The 16,054-nt window shown below is 72.6% G+C and carries 14 protein-coding genes; 7 read left to right on the top strand and 7 right to left on the bottom strand.

Translation table 11 applies throughout. From position 1 onward, the window contains the following. Nucleotides 1–147: 147 nt before the first annotated feature. The 5 genes from ACFY8O_RS10565 to ACFY8O_RS10545 all read right to left on the bottom strand — a co-directional run bounded on the left by ACFY8O_RS10565 (nucleotide 148) and on the right by ACFY8O_RS10545 (nucleotide 6,648). The gene (locus ACFY8O_RS10565; protein WP_387900565.1) at nucleotides 148–3,300 is read right to left on the bottom strand and encodes an efflux RND transporter permease subunit; all 3,153 of its coding nucleotides are present in this window, start codon (nucleotides 3,298–3,300) and stop codon (nucleotides 148–150) included. 182 nt (nucleotides 3,301–3,482) lie between these two features. Beyond that, nucleotides 3,483–4,172 (bottom strand): response regulator, encoded by a 690-nt coding sequence (locus ACFY8O_RS10560; protein WP_387901096.1) that lies wholly within the window; start codon nucleotides 4,170–4,172, stop codon nucleotides 3,483–3,485. Beyond that, on the bottom strand, nucleotides 4,169–5,434 hold the full coding sequence (locus ACFY8O_RS10555; RefSeq protein ID WP_387900563.1) for a histidine kinase: 1,266 nt from the start codon (nucleotides 5,432–5,434) through the stop codon (nucleotides 4,169–4,171). Before ACFY8O_RS10555 ends, ACFY8O_RS10560 begins: the two co-directional genes overlap by 4 nt. Nucleotides 5,435–5,576: 142 nt before the next feature. After that, complete coding sequence (pspAA, locus tag ACFY8O_RS10550) at nucleotides 5,577–5,855, bottom strand: PspA-associated protein PspAA (protein WP_387900562.1); 279 nt, start codon at nucleotides 5,853–5,855, stop codon at nucleotides 5,577–5,579. A gap of 10 nt (nucleotides 5,856–5,865) precedes the next feature. Beyond that, entirely contained in the window at nucleotides 5,866–6,648 is a 783-nt protein-coding gene (locus tag ACFY8O_RS10545; RefSeq protein WP_031093722.1) for a PspA/IM30 family protein, read from the bottom strand. 297 nt (nucleotides 6,649–6,945) lie between these two features. On the opposite strand from ACFY8O_RS10545, the gene ACFY8O_RS10540 reads away from it, so the two are divergent. The 3 genes from ACFY8O_RS10540 (at nucleotide 6,946) to ACFY8O_RS10530 (ending at nucleotide 9,487) form a co-directional block, all read left to right on the top strand. Further along, nucleotides 6,946–7,545, top strand: coding sequence for a DUF3043 domain-containing protein (locus ACFY8O_RS10540; protein WP_145802017.1), 600 nt, complete (start codon nucleotides 6,946–6,948; stop codon nucleotides 7,543–7,545). 59 nt (nucleotides 7,546–7,604) lie between these two features. After that, complete coding sequence (locus tag ACFY8O_RS10535) at nucleotides 7,605–8,339, top strand: class I SAM-dependent methyltransferase (protein ID WP_387901094.1); 735 nt, start codon at nucleotides 7,605–7,607, stop codon at nucleotides 8,337–8,339. 74 nt (nucleotides 8,340–8,413) lie between these two features. Then, nucleotides 8,414–9,487, top strand: coding sequence for a S1C family serine protease (locus ACFY8O_RS10530; RefSeq protein ID WP_387900560.1), 1,074 nt, complete (start codon nucleotides 8,414–8,416; stop codon nucleotides 9,485–9,487). Between the two features lie 74 nt (nucleotides 9,488–9,561). Here ACFY8O_RS10530 and ACFY8O_RS10525 read toward each other — a convergent pair whose 3' ends face one another. Beyond that, nucleotides 9,562–9,765 (bottom strand): hypothetical protein, encoded by a 204-nt coding sequence (locus ACFY8O_RS10525; protein WP_033300039.1) that lies wholly within the window; start codon nucleotides 9,763–9,765, stop codon nucleotides 9,562–9,564. Nucleotides 9,766–9,851: 86 nt separating this feature from the next. Here ACFY8O_RS10525 and ACFY8O_RS10520 point away from each other — a divergent pair, with 86 nt between their 5' ends. Continuing rightward, a complete protein-coding gene (locus tag ACFY8O_RS10520) occupies nucleotides 9,852–11,054 on the top strand; it encodes a bifunctional adenosylcobinamide kinase/adenosylcobinamide-phosphate guanylyltransferase (protein ID WP_145802011.1) in 1,203 nt (400 codons plus the stop codon). Nucleotides 11,055–11,166: 112 nt separating this feature from the next. Next, nucleotides 11,167–12,309, top strand: a complete 1,143-nt coding sequence (gene cobT / locus ACFY8O_RS10515; protein ID WP_387900558.1) for a nicotinate-nucleotide--dimethylbenzimidazole phosphoribosyltransferase — start codon at nucleotides 11,167–11,169, stop codon at nucleotides 12,307–12,309. 63 nt (nucleotides 12,310–12,372) lie between these two features. Here the strand turns inward: cobT and ACFY8O_RS10510 are convergent, their stop codons facing one another. After that, nucleotides 12,373–13,146 (bottom strand): hypothetical protein, encoded by a 774-nt coding sequence (locus ACFY8O_RS10510; RefSeq protein WP_387900556.1) that lies wholly within the window; start codon nucleotides 13,144–13,146, stop codon nucleotides 12,373–12,375. An 87-nt stretch (nucleotides 13,147–13,233) separates the two neighbouring features. On the opposite strand from ACFY8O_RS10510, the gene ACFY8O_RS10505 reads away from it, so the two are divergent. Both ACFY8O_RS10505 and ACFY8O_RS10500 read left to right on the top strand, forming a co-directional pair. Then, complete coding sequence (locus tag ACFY8O_RS10505) at nucleotides 13,234–14,016, top strand: adenosylcobinamide-GDP ribazoletransferase (protein ID WP_387900554.1); 783 nt, start codon at nucleotides 13,234–13,236, stop codon at nucleotides 14,014–14,016. A 169-nt stretch (nucleotides 14,017–14,185) separates the two neighbouring features. Next, nucleotides 14,186–15,742 carry a leucyl aminopeptidase gene (locus tag ACFY8O_RS10500; RefSeq protein ID WP_145802002.1) on the top strand — a complete coding sequence of 519 codons (1,557 nt, stop codon included), beginning with the start codon at nucleotides 14,186–14,188 and terminating at the stop codon, nucleotides 15,740–15,742. The last annotated feature ends 312 nt before the right edge of the window (nucleotides 15,743–16,054 follow it).

The raw sequence follows: 16,054 nt of genomic DNA, 5'->3' as shown, positions 1-16,054 counted from the left end.
GGGCCCCTGGGGCGGGCGTCAGCCGCTCTTTCAGGGCGCGTACGGCGAGGTCCAGCCCTGGCACCGCTCTCACTGCCACGAGGAAGGCCCCCGATGCAGTACGACGGCATCGGGGGCCTTCCTCGTGGCTTGCGGGCAGGGCCCGCGTCAGGCCTTCGCCGGCTCCGGCTCCTCCGAGGGAGCCTCGGCCGCCCCCGAGGGGTTGTCGCCGGACTTCGCCTCGCGCTTGGCCGCCTTCTTCTTGGCGCGGCGCTCCTTGCGGAGCTCCACCATCGCGTAGAGCGTGGGCACCAGGAGAAGGGTGAGCAGCGTGGAGGTGATCAGACCGCCGATCACCACGACCGCCAGCGGCTGGGAGATGAAGCCGCCCTCGCCGGTGACGCCGAGCGCCATCGGGAGAAGGGCGAAGATCGTCGCCAGTGCCGTCATGAGGATCGGGCGCAGACGGTGGCGTCCGCCCTCGACGACCGCCTCGACGACGCCCATGCCCTGAGCCCTGTACTGGTTGATCAGGTCGATGAGCACGATCGCGTTGGTCACCACGATGCCGATCAGCATCAGCATGCCGATCATCGCCGGGACACCCATCGGGGTCCCGGTGGCGACGAGGAGACCGATGGCGCCGGTCGCCGCGAAGGGGATGGAGACCAGCAGGATCAGCGGCTGGACGAGCGACCGGAAGGTGGCCACCAGCAGCATGAAGACGATCGCGATGGCCGCCAGCATGGCCAGGCCCAGCTTCATGAAGGCGTCGTCCTGGTCCTGCGTCACACCGCCGATGGTTGCCGTGGCACCCTCCGGGAGATCCAGGGCGTCGATCTTCGTCTGGAGCGAGGCGCTGACCGCGCCCGTGTTGTCGCCGGTCGGCTTGGCGGTGATCGTCGCCGCGCGCTGACCGTCGATCCGGGTCATGGAGACCGGGCCGGGGACCAGCTCGACATCGGCGATCTGGCCGAGCGTGACGGGGCCGAGCGGCAGGGCCTTCAGCTCCGCCATCGTGGTGGCCGGGTTCGCCGACTTGACCAGGACGTCACGCTCGGTGTCGTCCATGATCGCCTTGCCGGACGGGGTGCCGCGCACCGCGCCGGCGACCGCGCCGCCGAGCGTGGTCTCGTCGAATCCCGCGTCGGCCGCCTTGTCGTTGGCCTTGACCGAGATGCGGGGGACGCTCTGCGCCAGGTCGCTCTGGACGTCGGTGACGTCGTCGAGCTTCGCGACCTCGGCCCGCACCGCTTCGGACGCCTTCTTCAGGACGTCCGCGTCGGCGGCCTTGACCACGACGCTCAGGTCCTGGCTGGCGAATCCGTCACCCGCGGCGATGGTGGTGTCGCCGATGCCGTCGAGCTTGCCGAGGGCCTCGTCGATCCGCTCCTGCGTGGCGTCGAAGTCGGCCGAGTCCTTCAGGGTGATCTGGTAGGACGCCTGGTTGGCACCCGTGCCGCCGCCGAAGGCGGCCATGAAGCCGGAGGAGCCGACGGTGACCTGGTAGTCCTCGACACCCTTGTCCGAGGCGAGGACCTTCTCCACCTTCTGCGCGGCCTCGTCGGCCGCCTCCAGACTCGTGCCGGGAGTCAGCTCCTGCTTGATGGAGAGGACTTCCTGCTCGCCCTGGTCGAAGAAGTTCGTCTTCAGCAGGGGTGCCATGCCGAAGGTGCCGAACAGGACCGCGAAGGCGATGACGATGCTGGTGACACGGCGCCGGGTCGCGAAGCGCAGCACCGGGACGTAGATCCGCTGGAGCCGGCTCGCGGCTTCCTTCTCCTCGGCCTTGCGGCGCGCCTCGTCCGGGTCGGCGTCGGTGCCCTTGGGGGCCCGCAGGAACCAGTACGACAGGACCGGTACGACGGTCAGCGAGACCAGCAGCGAGGCCAGCAGCGCCGCCGTGACGGTGAGGGAGAACGAACCGAAGAGCTGGCCGACCATGCCGCCGACCAGACCGATGGGCAGGAAGACCGCGACGGTGGTGAGCGTGGACGAGGTGACCGCGCCCGCGACCTCCTTGACCGCGGTGGTGATCGCCGAGTGGCGCTCCTCGCCGTATCCGAGGTGCCGCTTGATGTTCTCCAGAACCACGATGGAGTCGTCGACGACGCGCCCGATCGCGATCGTGAGCGCGCCGAGCGTGAGCATGTTCAGCGACAGGTCACGGGTCCAGAGCACGATCAGGGCGAGGACCACGGAGAGCGGGATGGAGACCGCGGTGACCAGGGTCGAGCGGATCGACGCGAGGAAGACCAGGATCACGACGACCGCGAAGACCAGGCCGAGCGCGCCCTCGGTGGTCAGCCCGGAGATCGCCTTGGAGACGGCGGGCCCCTGGTCGGAGACGACCGTCAGCTCGGCACCGGCGCCGAGGTCCTTGCGCAGGTCCGGAAGCTTGTCCTGGACGGCGTCCGAGATGGCGACCGCGCTGCCGTCCTGGTCCATCGTCGCCACGACCGCGAGGCTCGGCTTGCCGTTCGTGCGGGTGATGGAGACCGCGGTGGCGGGCTCCTGCTTCACCGTGGCGATGTCACCGACACGGACCGGCTTCCCGCCCCTGCCCGTCGCCGGGTTCTGCGCGGAGACCTTGAGGTCCTCGATCTCCTGGAGCGAGGTGAACGAGCCGCCGACCTGGATGGTGCGGCTCTTGCCCGACTCGGCGAAGGACCCCGCCGGGACGGTGGCGCCGCCGGCCTGGAGGGCCTGGGCCAGCGAGCCGGCGTTCAGCCCGGCGGCGGCGAGCTTCTTGTCGTCGGGGACGACGGCGACCTGGAGGTCCTGGACGCCGTCGACCGTGACCTGGCCGACGCCGTCGATGTCCTCGATCGCCGGGACGACCGTGCGGTCCAGCTGGTCGGCGAGCGCCTGCTGGTCCTTGTCGGACGTGACGGCGAGGACGACGGTCGGGATGTCGTCGGTCGAACCCGCGATGACCTGCGGGTCCACGTCGTCGGGCAGCTGGATGCGGGCACGGTTGACGGCCTGCTGGATGTCGGCGACGAGCTGCTTGGTGCCCTCGTCACCGAAGTCGAAGGTCGCCATGATGACGGCGTTGCCCTCGCTGGCGGTCGAGGTGATGCCCTCGATGCCGTCGACGGCCTTGATGGCGTTCTCGAGGGGTTCGACGACCTGCTTCTCGACCACGTCGGGAGACGCACCCTGGTAGGGGGCCAGCACCGACACCATCGGGAGCTCGATGGTGGGCAGCAGCTGCTGCTTGAGCTGCGGGATCGCGATCGCTCCGAAGACGAGCGCGACGATCGAGATCAGCCCGATCAGGGCCCGTTGCGCGAGGCTGAATCTGGACAGCCAGGACATGGGTGGGTCTCTCTTCTGTGGCGTACGCGGCAGGTGGGCGGCTGGTCGGCGACCTCACACGGTCGCCGGGGACACAGCCCGCCCACCTATACGTTCGCCCATCCCGCGGCCGGATTCGTCGGCCCGCGGGTTGCTTTCTCGTGGCGGGCATACCGCAGCTGGAGTAGCCGCGGCTCCACCCGTCACTCCACCCTGGGGCGGACCAGGCCCGATTCGTACGCAATAACCACCAATTGCGCCCGGTCCCGCGCTCCGAGCTTCGCCATGGCCCGGTTCACATGGGTCTTCACGGTGAGCGGGCTGACGGCGAGCCGGTCGGCGATCTGGTCGTTGGAATGGCCGCCGGCGACCAGCACGAGCACCTCGCGCTCGCGTCCCGTGAGCGCCGCCAGGCGCGCGGAGTACTCGGCGGACTCCGGACCCTCGCCCGCGCTGCCGCCCTGGGCGAGGAAGCTGGCGATCAGGCCCTTGGTGGCCGCCGGGGAGAGCAGCGCCTCGCCGGCCGCCGCGATGCGGATCGCGTTGAGCAGCTCCTCGGGCTCCGCCCCCTTGCCGAGGAAGCCGGAGGCCCCGGCGCGCAACGACTGCACCACGTACTCGTCGACCTCGAAGGTGGTGAGCATGACGATGCGGACGCCGGCGAGGTCCGGGTCCGCGCTGATCGACCGGGTGGCGGCGAGCCCGTCGGTGCCCGGCATCCGGATGTCCATGAGGACGACGTCCGCCCCCGTCGAACGCGCCAGTGCCACGGCCTCCGCACCGTCGGCCGCCTCACCCACGACCTGCATGTCGGGCTCGGAGTCGACCAGGACCCGGAACGCGCTGCGCAGCAGTGCCTGGTCGTCCGCGAGCAGCACCTTGATGGGCGTCATGCGCATCCCCCCGTCCTCCCCGCCGTGCCCGGCCGTTCCGGCGCGCGTGTGCGGGCGGTGACCGGCAGGATCGCATGAACCCTGAATCCGCCTCCGTAACGGGGCCCCGCCGTGAGGGTGCCGCCCAGCGCGGTGACGCGTTCGCGCATGCCGATCAGGCCGTGGCCGCCGCCGTCGTCCGGCCCCGGGACGGGAACCGCTCCCCCGCCCGTGTCCAGGACCGTGATCTCCGCGGTCCCCCCGACCTGGACGACGCTCACCTCGGCCTTCGCGCCGGCGCCCGCGTGTTTGCGCACGTTGGTCAGGGCCTCCTGGATGATCCGGTAGGCCGCGAGGTCGGCCGCCGCCGGAAGCGGGCTGTCCCGGTCGGTGCGGGCCACCTCGACGGGGAGGCCCGCGTTGCGGAACGTCTCCACCAGCGCGTCCAGGAGGGCGAGCCCCGGGGCGGGTTCGGTGGGGGCCTCCGGGTCGCCGGACTGGCGCAGCAGCCCGACCGTGGCCCGCAGTTCGTTCAGCGCCGAGCGGCTGGCCTCCCGTACGTGGGCGAGGGCCTCCTTGGCCTGGTCGGGGCGCTTGTCCATGACGTGCGCCGCGACGCCGGCCTGGACGTTCACCAGGGCGATGTGGTGGGCGACCACGTCGTGCAGGTCCCGGGCGATGCGCAGCCGCTCCTCGGCGACCCTGCGGCGGGCCTCCTCGTCGCGGGTGCGCTCCGCGCGTTCGGCCCGTTCCCTGATCGCGTCGACGAACGCCCGTCTGCTGCGCACCGCGTCCCCGGTGGCCCCGGCCAGACCGGTCCACGCGAGGACGCCGAGGTTCTCCTGGCTGTACCAGGGGCTCGCTCCGGCCGACATCGCGGTCACGGTCAGCACCCCCATGGTCAGCAGACCCGCGCGCCAGGTGGTGGGGCGGTCGGTGCCGGCCGCGACGGTGTAGAGCGCGATGACCGTGCTCAGCACCACGGGGGCGGGCGGGTCCATGAGAAGGAACTCGGCGGCCGAGAGCAGGCCGGTCACGGCGAGCACCGTCATGGGCCTGCGCCGGCGCAGGACGAGGGCCCCGGCGGCGAGCACCATCAGGAGCACGCTCGACGGTTCGGGGGTCCGGGTGCCGAAGACGGGGCCGCGGCCCGGATTCTGCTCGGCGAACGACGCGCAGATCATGCAGGCGAGCACGGCGGCGGCGAGCCACGCGTCGAAGGCGAGGGGGTGGCCGCGCAGCCAGCGGCGGGCGCGCACGAACCCGGTTCCGAGGGTGGTCACGTTGGACAACGGTACGGCGTGCCCTCGACGGCGAGGTCCGGGCGATGTCCGGAGGCGGCCACGAAGACGGCCCACGCACGGTGCCCCGCGCCGGCCGGGACCGGGGCGGGGCACCATGAGGAGTGCGGAGCGGGCAGGCCCCTCAGCCGGGGATGAGCCCGCCGTCGCGGAGCATGGAGCGCACCTCTTCGAGGGTGGCGTCGGGGGCCGGCAGGATCAGTTCGGAGGGCTCCAGGGAGTCGTCGGGGAGCGGCGAGCCGAGCTCGCGCACCTTGTCCAGGAGCGCGTGGAGCGTGGTGCGGAAGCCGGGTCCGTCACCGCTCTCCATCTCCGCGAGGAGGATGTCGTCGAGCTCGTCCAGCTCGGCGACATGGCTGTCGGCCAGGCTGACCTGGCCTTCCCCCATGATCCGTACGATCACGACGCCGTCCTCACTGCTTGTCGAACTTGTGCGGGGACTGCTGCGACTGCGGTGCCGCGTCCTGCGCACCGCCTTCGATGGCCTGCTGCTGCCCGGCGGAACCGCCGGCCAGCTCGGCCTTCATCCGCTGCAGTTCCAGTTCTACATCCGTACCACCGGAGATCCGGTCCAGCTCGGCGGCGATGTCGTCCTTCGCCGTGCCGGAGGGGTCGTCCAGGGCCCCGGACGCGAGCAGCTCGTCGATGGCTCCCGCGCGCGCCTGGAGCTGCTGGGTCTTGTCCTCGGCCCGCTGGATCGCCAGGCCGACGTCGCCCATCTCCTCGGAGATGCCCGAGAAGGCCTCGCCGATCCGGGTCTGGGCCTGGGCGGCGGTGTAGGTGGCCTTGATGGTCTCCTTCTTCGTGCGGAAGGCGTCGACCTTCGCCTGCAGGCGCTGGGCCGCGAGGGTGAGCTTCTCCTCCTCGCCCTGCAGCGTCTGGTGCTGCGTCTCCAGGTCGGTGACCTGCTGCTGGAGGGCGGCGCGCCGGGACAGCGCCTCGCGGGCCAGGTCCTCGCGGCCGAGCGCGAGTGCCTTGCGGCCCTGGTCCTCCAGCTTGGACGACTGGCCCTGCAGCTGGTTCAGCTGCAGCTCCAGGCGCTTGCGCGAGGTCGCCACGTCGGCGACCCCGCGGCGTACCTTCTGGAGCAGCTCCAGCTGCTTCTGGTACGAGTAATCGAGGGTCTCGCGCGGATCCTCGGCCCGGTCAAGGGCCTTGTTTGCCTTCGCGCGGAAGATCATTCCCATACGCTTCATGACACCGCTCATGGGCTTCGCGCGCCCCCTTCTGACGGACTGAGCTCCAGCACTCCAACAGAACCCACAGTACGGGCCCTGTCTCCATTACCGCACTGTTCGAGCACGGATGTGCTCCTACCCAAGGACGACTGCCGCCGGTGACCGCTCCCGCGCAAGGAGTAGACGAACCTCGGGGAAAAGCCTGGGCGGCGTCCGTTCTGCCCCTGTCGGGACACTTTTCAGGACGCGGGCCGTTGCCGGATCGTTCCCGGCCGGTCCTCGGGAGCCGCAGCCGACCCCGTACCCTTGGGTTTTGTGTTCCGTAGCCGCTCCAAGGAAGAGAAGGCCCCCACCGGCAAGGTGACGGCGGACCTCTCCAAGACGCCCCGCGACCCTCAGGCTCCCAAGGGTCGCCCCACCCCCAAGCGCAGCGACGCCCAGACGCAGCGCCGGCGTGCCTCCAGTGGCGCGCCGACCGACCGCAAGGAGGCCGCGCGGCGCCAGCGCGAAGCACGCCGGGCGGACATGGCCCGTCAGCGGGAGGCGCTCGCCTCCGGTGACGAGCGCTATCTGCCCGCGCGCGACAAGGGCCCCGTGCGGCGCTACGTCCGCGACTTCGTGGACTCGCGCTTCTGCATCGCGGAGTACTTCCTCCCGCTCGCGGTGATCATCCTGATCCTCAGCGTGATCCAGGTCCAGAACATCCAGAACATCTCGCTGCTGCTCTGGCTCGGCGTGATCGTGCTGATCGTCGTCGACTCCATCGGCCTCGGGTTCCGGCTCAGGAAGCAGCTGGCCCAGCGCTTCCCTGACACCCCGAAGCGCGGCGCGGTGGCCTACGGCCTGATGCGCACGCTCCAGATGCGCCGTCTGCGTCTTCCCAAGCCGCAGGTCAAGCGGGGAGAGCGGCCCTGAGCACGGAGACCTCAGGCTTCACGGGGGGCTCCACCCAGTGGCTCGGCGGGCTCGGCGGACTGCGCAACACGGTCCGCCAGGAGCTCGTCGCCCGGCAGCTCGACGAGCAGATAGCCGCGCGCTTCCCCGTGGGGCAGCGGCTGCGGGTGCTCGACGTCGGCATGGGCCAGGGCACGCAGGCCCTGCGCCTGGCGCGGGCCGGGCACTCCGTCACCGGCCTGGAGTCCGACGCCGAGATGCTGAGCTCGGCACGTGAGTCCCTCGCGCGCGAGCCCGAGGGCATCAGGGAGCGGTTCCGCCTCATCGAGGGCGACGGCCGCGACACCGGGGTGCACTTCCTGCCCGGCAGCTTCGACGTCGTGCTGTGCCACGGCGTGCTGATGTACGTCCCGGAGCCGGACCCCATGCTGGCCGGGCTCGCGCGGATGCTGGCGCCCGGCGGGCTGCTGTCGCTGCTCGTACGGAACGCGGACGCGCTCGCGATGCGGCCGGGCCTCGACGGTGACTTCGGCGCGGCCCTCGCCGCGTTCGACACGGACACGTACCGGAACAGGCTCGGGCTCGACGTCCGGGCCGACCGGCTCGACGCGCTGCGGGCCACGCTCGCGGGGATCGCGGCACCGCTGCACGCCTGGTACGGCGTGCGGGTCTTCACGGACAACGTGAGCAACGAGGCGGAGCTGCCCGGGCACGAGGAGCTGGCGAAGGTGTTCGCCGCGGAGGACAAGGCGGGCCGGACGGACCCGTACCGCGGGATCGCCGCACTGCTGCACCTGTGCGGGGTACGCGGCTGACACGGCCGGGAGCGTACGCCTGATCGGCCCACCAGCGCAGGCCGTCGGCGGCGGGCCCTGGCGATACTCCGGGCATGGACGCATCCCCTTTCCGCAGCCGGGTACGCCGCTCGTTCACGCCCCTGGCCGCCGGCGGCTGCCTGATCGCCCTGGCGGCCGGCTGCGCGGGAGCGCCGTCCGCCCCCACGGCCGCCCCGGCCCGTCAGGATGTGGTGTCCCGGGCGGCGGGCGATCTGGAGGAGCAGTACCAGAACGTCATCAGGGACGTGCTGCCCTCCGTCGTGCAGGTCGGCGCCGGGGACGGGCTCGGCTCGGGCATCGTCTACGACGACAAGGGCCATGTCGTCACCAACGCCCATGTGGTGGGCGACAAGAAGACCTTCGACGTCAGCGTCGCCACCGGCGAGCAGGTGCTCAAGGCCTCCCTGGTCTCCAGCTATCCGGACCAGGACCTGGCCGTCATCAAGCTCGACGAGGTCCCCGACGGGCTGCGGGCCGCGAGGTTCGGCGACACCGACGAGGTCGGGGTGGGGCAGATCGTCCTGGCGATGGGCTCGCCGCTCGGCCTGTCCAGCAGTGTCACCCAGGGCATCGTGTCGGCGGTGGGCCGGACCGTCAGCGAGAGCAGCTCGGGCGGCGGCACCGGGGCGACCCTCGTCGACATGGTGCAGACCTCGGCGGCCATCAACCCCGGCAACAGCGGCGGCGCCCTGGTGAACCTCGACAGCGAGGTGATCGGCATCCCGACCCTGGCCGCTACCGACCCGCAGCTGGGCGGCAGCGCGGCACCCGGGATCGGCTTCGCCATCCCGGTCTCGATGGTGCGGACGGTCGCCGACCAGATCATCGAGTCGGGAAAGGTCACCGACTCGGGGCGGGCGGGCCTGAACATCACGGGCCGCACCGTCGTGGACGACGACTACCAGCCGGCCGGTGTCGCCGTCGTCAGCGTCCAGGACGGCGGGGCCGCGCAGAAGGCGGGCCTGCGCGTCGGGGACGTCGTGACGAAGGTCGGCGACGACCGGATCACGACGATCACGTCGCTCTCGGAGGCACTGGCGGGCGCGAAGCCGGGCCAGAAGGTCACGGTGACGTACACACGAGGGGGCTCGGCGAGGACGGCCGAGGTCACCCTGGGCGAGATCTGAGCGCCGGCCAGGGGCGGGGCGGCCACGGGGCCGTGGCCCGCCCGGACACGAGGGCGCGGGCGGGCCGGAGGGCCTCAGTCGGCCTGGAGACTCATCGGGCCGTAGATCTTCGTCGTGTCCTCGAAGAGCGTCACCTGGTCGGCGCCGCCCTCCAGGAGCTCCTTCCAGAACTCACCGATCCAGGACTCCGCGTCGCCCTGGGTCGTGAACTCCTCCGGCTGCAGCGCCGGCTCCGTCTCCGTACCGTCGGACTTCTCGAACCGCCACGTCCACGCCATGTCCGCCTCCTGGGTCACGTTGCTCCCCGAAGACTAGTGGGTGTCCCGGCCGCGCAGGTGGTTCATGGACACGGGAGGATCAGAGCGTGGAACTGACTCTGCTCGGCACCGGCGCCCCCGACGGGCTGCCGCGGCCCGACTGCCCTTGCGCCGCGTGCGCGTCCTCCCGTGGTGCGCGGGCGCGCGCGGCGACCGCGCTGCTCGTCGACGACGCGCTGCTGCTGGACCTCACCCCCGGCGCCGTGTTCGCCGCCGCCCGCGCGGGCCGCTCGCTCGCCGCCGTACGTCAGGTGCTGCTGACCCACCCTCATGACGGGCCCGCGATGGAGCTGCCCGCCTCGCTGCCGCCCGCGGGGCGGATTCCGGACGGCCAGGAGCTGACGCTGATCAGCGGTCACCGGGTGCGCGCCCTGGCGATGGACGCGCCGGGCACGGGGTACGAGGTGACGTCACCGGACGGCGAGCGGCTGCTCTACCTGCCGCCCGGGGCCTCCCCCGCCGGTCTGGCCGACCCGGTCGCGGAGCCGTACGACATGGTCGTGTGCGACGTGATCGCACGGCCGGACGCGGTGGCCCGGCTGCGGGCCGTGAACGCCGTCGGGGCGGCCACCGAGATCGTCGCCGTGCACCTGGACCACGACGCGCCTCCCGGTGCCGAGCTGGACCGCCGTCTCGCGGCGGGCGGGGCGCGGGCCGTACCGGACGGGACGACGCTGCCGGTGGGCGCCTACCACGCCGTGCCCGAGGTGCCCCGGCGCACGCTGGTGACGGGCGGCGCCCGGTCGGGGAAGTCGGTGGAGGCCGAACAGCGCCTGGAGACCTTTCCCGAGGTGGTGTACGTGGCGACCGGGGGCCGCCGCCAGGGGGACGCGGAGTGGGAGGCGCGGATCGGGCTGCACCGGGATCGCAGGCCCGCCGCCTGGCGCACGGAGGAGACGTGCGAGCTGACGGGCCTTCTGGAGGAGGACGGCCCGCCGCTCCTGATCGACTGTCTGTCGCTGTGGCTGACGGACGCGATGGACCGGGCCGGCGCGTGGGACGACGAGCGCTGGACGGACGGCGGCGAGGAGAAGCTGCGCGAACGGGTCGCGGAACTGGTCCGCGCGGTGCGCGGCACGCGCCGTACGGTCGTCGCCGTGACCAACGAGGCCGGCTCGGGCGTGGTCCCCGCCACGGCGTCCGGGCGGCGCTTCCGGGACGAACTGGGCCGCCTGAACTCCGCGTTCGCCGCCGAGTGCGAGCAGGTGCTGCTCGTGGTGGCGGGGCGGGCGCTGGTGCTGCGGGGCTGATCGCCGGCGGGTGCGGGCCGGGGATGCGGCACGGAGTGCCGGGTACTGTTCCGCACAGGAGCCCCCGGGCGGGTTCCGGCCCACCCTGTGACGACCCGCGAGGCAGATCCCCGTGAATCTGGACGACTTCTCCGACCTGATCGAACGCCCCGACGGGGGTGTACGGCGTGACGCCGAGGAACGCCGGGAGCGGCTGGCCGTTCCCGGCGGCGCTCTCGGCCGGCTCGACGAGCTGGGCGAGTGGCTGTCCGCCGCTCAGCAGGCGGTCCCGGTCAGGCCGGTCGACCGGCCGCGTGTGGTGCTGTTCGCGGCGGACCACGGGGTGGCGGAGCTCGGGGTGTCCGGCCGGGCCGCCGGGTCCGCGCACGAGCTCGTGCGGGCGGTGCTGGACGGTGCGAGCCCCGTCGCCGTGCTGGCACGCCGCTTCTCCGTCCCGGTGCGGATCGTGGACGCCGGTCTGGACTGCGATCCGGAGCTGCTGCCCGAGGCGGTCGTACGCCACCGGGTGCGGCGCGGCAGCGGGCGGATCGACGTCGAGGACGCCCTGACGGCCGAGGAGGCCGAGCAGGCCGTGCGCCTCGGGATGCGCGTCGCCGACGAGGAGGCCGACTCCGGCACCGACCTCGTGGTGCTGGGTGACCTGAGCGTGGGCGGTACGACGGCGGCCTCGACCCTGATCGCGGCCCTGTGCGGGACCGACGCCTCGGTGGTGACCGGGCGGGGCGGCGCCGGCATCGACGATCTGGCGTGGATGCGCAAGTGCGCGGCGATCCGTGACGCGCTGCGCCGCGCGCGCCCGGTCCTCGGTGACCAGCTGGAGCTGCTGGCGGCGGTGGGAGGGGCCGATCTGGCGGCGATGACCGGTTTCCTGTTGCAGAGCGCGGTACGCCGGATGCCCGTGGTGCTGGACGGAGTGGTCTCGGCGGCCTGCGCGCTGGTGGCCCAGCGGGCGGCGTTCCGGGCCCCCGACTGGTGGCTCGCGGGTCAGCTGAGCGGGGAGCCCGCACAGCTCAAGGCGCTGGACAGGATGGCGCTGACGCCGTTGCTGGACCACGGCGTGACCGTGGGCGAGGGCAGCGGCGCCCTGCTGGCGCTGCCGCTCGTCCAGGCCGCCGCGGCCCTGGCGGCGGAGCTGCCCGAGCGTCCGCAGGAGCCCGAGGACGGGGACGGCGAGGAGGGCGAGGTCGACGGGGACCACGAGGCACCTTCCGGGGAGCTCGCCGGGGACGGCCGCCCCGCGGACTCGACCGCCTGACGAGGTCCGGGGCCCCTGCCGGAACACGGGCGGGGCCTGCCGGAACACGGCGGCCCGCCGGACTCAGGGACCGCTGCCCGGGCGGGGCCCCGGCAGCGGCGCCCGGTCAGGGGCACCGCCGATGAGGTCCTGGAAGCGGCGGCGCGGGCCCACCCAGCGCACATCGTGGTGATAGGCCCTCAGCACGGCCCTGGCGCGGGTCTTGTGGCGCCTGCGGTAGAAGCGCTTCGCCCACAGGGAGGCGGGCCGGGCCAGCCGGAGCGCCCCGACCAGCGCGACGAACGGGATGAGGGTGCCGATCACCGCCATCCGGGCCTTGCCCTTGAACAGGGCGATCAGCACGAAGGCGAAGTTGAGGACGTAGGTCAGGATGACCGTCAGCCGGTTCTGCTGCTGTTCTCCGCTCAGCTCGTCCACCCCGAGGGGCGAGAAGCCACCGAGCACCAGCAGGACGAGCGAGGCGGTGAGGACGACGACCTCCACGCTCTGGCGGCCCTCCTCCGTCCAGTACACGTCGTCGAGGTGCAGGATCAGGGCGAACTCGTCGAGCACCAGGCCGGCCCCGACGCCGAACACCACGGCGAGGAGTGAGGCGGCGACGCCGCGCTGACCGCTGGCGACCGCGCCGAAACCGCCGACCACCGTGAGCACGACGCCCGGCACGACGTGGTGGACGTGCACGCCGCCGGGCGTGATGTTGCGGAACGGCCCTTTTCCGGCCCTGATCAGCCGGGTGATCATCCGGGTGACGGCGAACGTCAGCACGAAGGCGCTCAGCGCGATCAGCAGCGGGAGCTTGCCCGGCTCGACGATGTTCTCCTGGAACCAGTGACCCATGCCACCTCCGCCCGACTGTCACCGATTGAGGCTTTCAGGCCACTTTGCACAATCTAGCGTGCGGGCGCACCGGTTAGCCTGCGCGCCGTGACCTCCCTGAACATCCACGGCATACGTTTCGCCTTCGGCACCCTGACGGCGCTCCCCGTCCGCGTCTCCCGCTGGGACCGCACCACCGCACGCGCGGGCATGCTGTGCGCCCCGCTCGCCGGGCTGGCCGTGGGACTGCTCGCCGCCGTACCGGGAGTGCTGCTCCTGCTCGGCGGGGCGGGCCCGCTGATGGCGGCGGTCGCGTCCGCCGCGCTCCCCGCCGCTGTGACCAGAGGGCTGCACCTGGACGGGCTCGCGGACACCGCCGACGGGCTCGGCAGCGCGAAGCCGGCCGAGGACGCGCTGCGGATCATGAAGCAGTCGGACGTCGGACCGTTCGGGGTGATCACCCTGGTCCTCGTGCTGCTCGCCCAGGTCGCGGCCCTGGCCGGGCTCTACGGCCGGGGCTGGGCCGACGGAGCCCTGGGTACGGTCGCCGCCGCCGTCACCGCCCGGCTCGCCCTCACCCTGGCCTCCCGGGCAGGCATCCCGCCCGCCCGCCCGGAAGGGCTCGGCGCGGCCGTCGCGGGCACCGTGCCGCTCCTGCGCGCGCTGGCGGTGTGCTGCGCGGTGGCCGTGTGCTGCGCGGGCGCCGGCGCGCTGCTGGGCGGCCACGGTGCCGCTCTGCACCACGCTCTCGCCGTCGCGGCGGGCCTGGCGGCGGCGCAGCTGATGCTGCGTCACTGCGTGCGGCGCTTCGGCGGGGTGACGGGTGACGTTTTCGGGGCACTGGAGGAGACTGCGGCGACGGCGGCTCTGGTGGCCCTGTCGCTGGGTTAGGGCCTGGCCCGCACCCGGACGGCCCGCCCCCGTGAACCGGACGCATGGGCGCGCGTAGGCTCATTCCCGGCGCATCGCGGCGGCGTCCACGATGCACCGGGCACGGTCGGCCACCCCCACGACCACCACAGACCAGCACACAACTCAACGGAAGCGAGATTTCACCACCGTGACAGCTCTCACTCTCAGCACCTCCGGTGCGGCGACGCTGCGCGCCGACGCACTGGTCGTCGGCGTCGCCAAGGGCGCTGGGTCCACGTCGGGGGGCCTGGTCGTGGCACCGGGCGCCGAAGCCGTGGACAAGGCGTTCGACGGAAAGCTCGCCGCCGTCCTGGAGACCCTGGGCGCCTCCGGTGCCGAGGGCGAAGTGACCAAGCTCCCCGCGCCGTCCGGTCTCAAGGCACCGGTCGTCGTCGCGGTCGGCCTCGGTCCGGTCCCGGCGAAGGACGACGCGTACGAGGCCGAGGCACTGCGCCGGGCCGCGGGCAGCGCCGCTCGTGCGCTGAAGGGCTCGAAGAAGGCCGGCTTCGCGCTGCCGACGGAGTCCGCCGAGGACGCCGGGGCGATCGCGGAGGGCGCGCTCCTGGGCGCGTACGCCTTCACCGCCTACCAGGGCGGCGAGGACCGCCTGGCGCCCCGGTCCAAGTCAGCCGGGAACGACGCGAAGCTGCCGCTCGCCGAGGTCACCCTGCTCGGTGCCAAGCCGCGCGACAAGGCGTTCAAGGCTGCCGCCGAGCGCGCCGTCGCGGTCACCGAGGAGATCAACCGGGCCCGCGACCTGATCAACACCCCGCCGAACGACCTGTACCCCGAGTCCTTCGCCGCCGTGGCCGCCGCCGCCGGCAAGGAGCACGGCATCAAGGTGCAGGTGCTGGACGAGAAGGCGCTCGTCAAGGGCGGCTACGGCGGTCTGCTCGGCGTCGGCCAGGGTTCCACCCACGGCCCGCGCCTGGTCAAGCTGGCCTACACCCACCCCAAGGCGGAGAAGACGCTCGCCCTGGTGGGCAAGGGCATCACGTACGACTCGGGCGGCATCTCGCTCAAGCCGGCCGGGCACAACGAGACGATGAAGTGCGACATGAGCGGCGCCGCCGCGGTGTTCGCCGCCGTCGTCGCGGCCTCCCGCCTCGGCCTGCGGGTCAACGTCACCGGCTGGCTGGCGCTCGCCGAGAACATGCCGTCCGGCAACGCCACCCGCCCCGGTGACGTGCTGCGCATGTACAGCGGCAAGACCGTCGAGGTCCTCAACACCGACGCCGAGGGCCGGCTGGTCCTGGCCGACGCGCTGACCCGCGCCTCCGAGGAGAAGCCGGACGCGATCGTGGACGTGGCGACCCTGACGGGCGCGATGGTCCTGGCGCTGGGCAACCGCACCTTCGGTGTGATGGCCAACGACGACGCGTTCCGTACGTCGATCCACGAGATCGCGGAGGAGGTCGGCGAGGCGTCCTGGCCGATGCCGCTCCCCGCGGACCTGCGCAAGGGCATGGACTCGCCGACCGCCGACATCGCCAACATGGGCGAGCGGATGGGCGGCGGTCTGGTGGCCGGCCTCTTCCTCCAGGAGTTCGTGGGCGAGGGCATCGCCTGGGCGCACCTGGACATCGCGGGCCCCGCCTTCCACGAGGGCGCCCCGTACGGCTACACCCCCAAGGGCGGCACCGGCTCCTCGGTCCGCACCCTGGTGCGGCTGGCCGAGCGCACCGCGGCCGGCGACCTCGGCTGACGTCCGGCTCCGGCGTCCTCGCGCACTCCGCGCGCGGATCTCGCACGTCACACACGGCCCCGGGCATACGTCCGGGGCCGTGGGCGTTCACCTCAGTGGCTCTGACCGGTTTCTCCGGAAATCCGTACGCCTCGGTAACCGTCCGGGCCCGGTCTTCGTCCGGCTCGGAGCAGGGGCCCGCGTCCCGTCCGCCCGCAACAAGTGCGAAGATGGGTTCTCGGCAGGACAGGGCCCCCACCACAGGGCCGAATAACGCAAGCGGCCGAACACCAGCCGACCGGCCGGTCACACCCCAGCGACGGGGCCCGGCGT

The sequence above is a fragment of the Streptomyces argenteolus genome (genome assembly GCF_042902585.1).
Taxonomy (GTDB): Bacteria; Actinomycetota; Actinomycetes; order Streptomycetales; family Streptomycetaceae; genus Streptomyces; species Streptomyces argenteolus.
The sequence above is the reverse complement of the archived record's forward strand: the minus strand, read 5'-3'. Positions and strand labels throughout refer to the sequence as shown.

What these genes read in the sequence shown, in the direction of transcription:
- ACFY8O_RS10565 (WP_387900565.1), bottom strand. Translation starts at nt 3,300, where the DNA reads ATGTCCTGGCTGTCCAGATTCAGCCTCGCGCAACGGGCCCTGATCGGG.
- ACFY8O_RS10560 (WP_387901096.1), bottom strand. Translation starts at nt 4,172, where the DNA reads ATGACGCCCATCAAGGTGCTGCTCGCGGACGACCAGGCACTGCTGCGC.
- ACFY8O_RS10545 (WP_031093722.1), bottom strand. Translation starts at nt 6,648, where the DNA reads ATGAAGCGTATGGGAATGATCTTCCGCGCGAAGGCAAACAAGGCCCTT.
- ACFY8O_RS10530 (WP_387900560.1), top strand. Translation starts at nt 8,414, where the DNA reads ATGGACGCATCCCCTTTCCGCAGCCGGGTACGCCGCTCGTTCACGCCC.
- ACFY8O_RS10525 (WP_033300039.1), bottom strand. Translation starts at nt 9,765, where the DNA reads ATGGCGTGGACGTGGCGGTTCGAGAAGTCCGACGGTACGGAGACGGAG.
- ACFY8O_RS10510 (WP_387900556.1), bottom strand. Translation starts at nt 13,146, where the DNA reads ATGGGTCACTGGTTCCAGGAGAACATCGTCGAGCCGGGCAAGCTCCCG.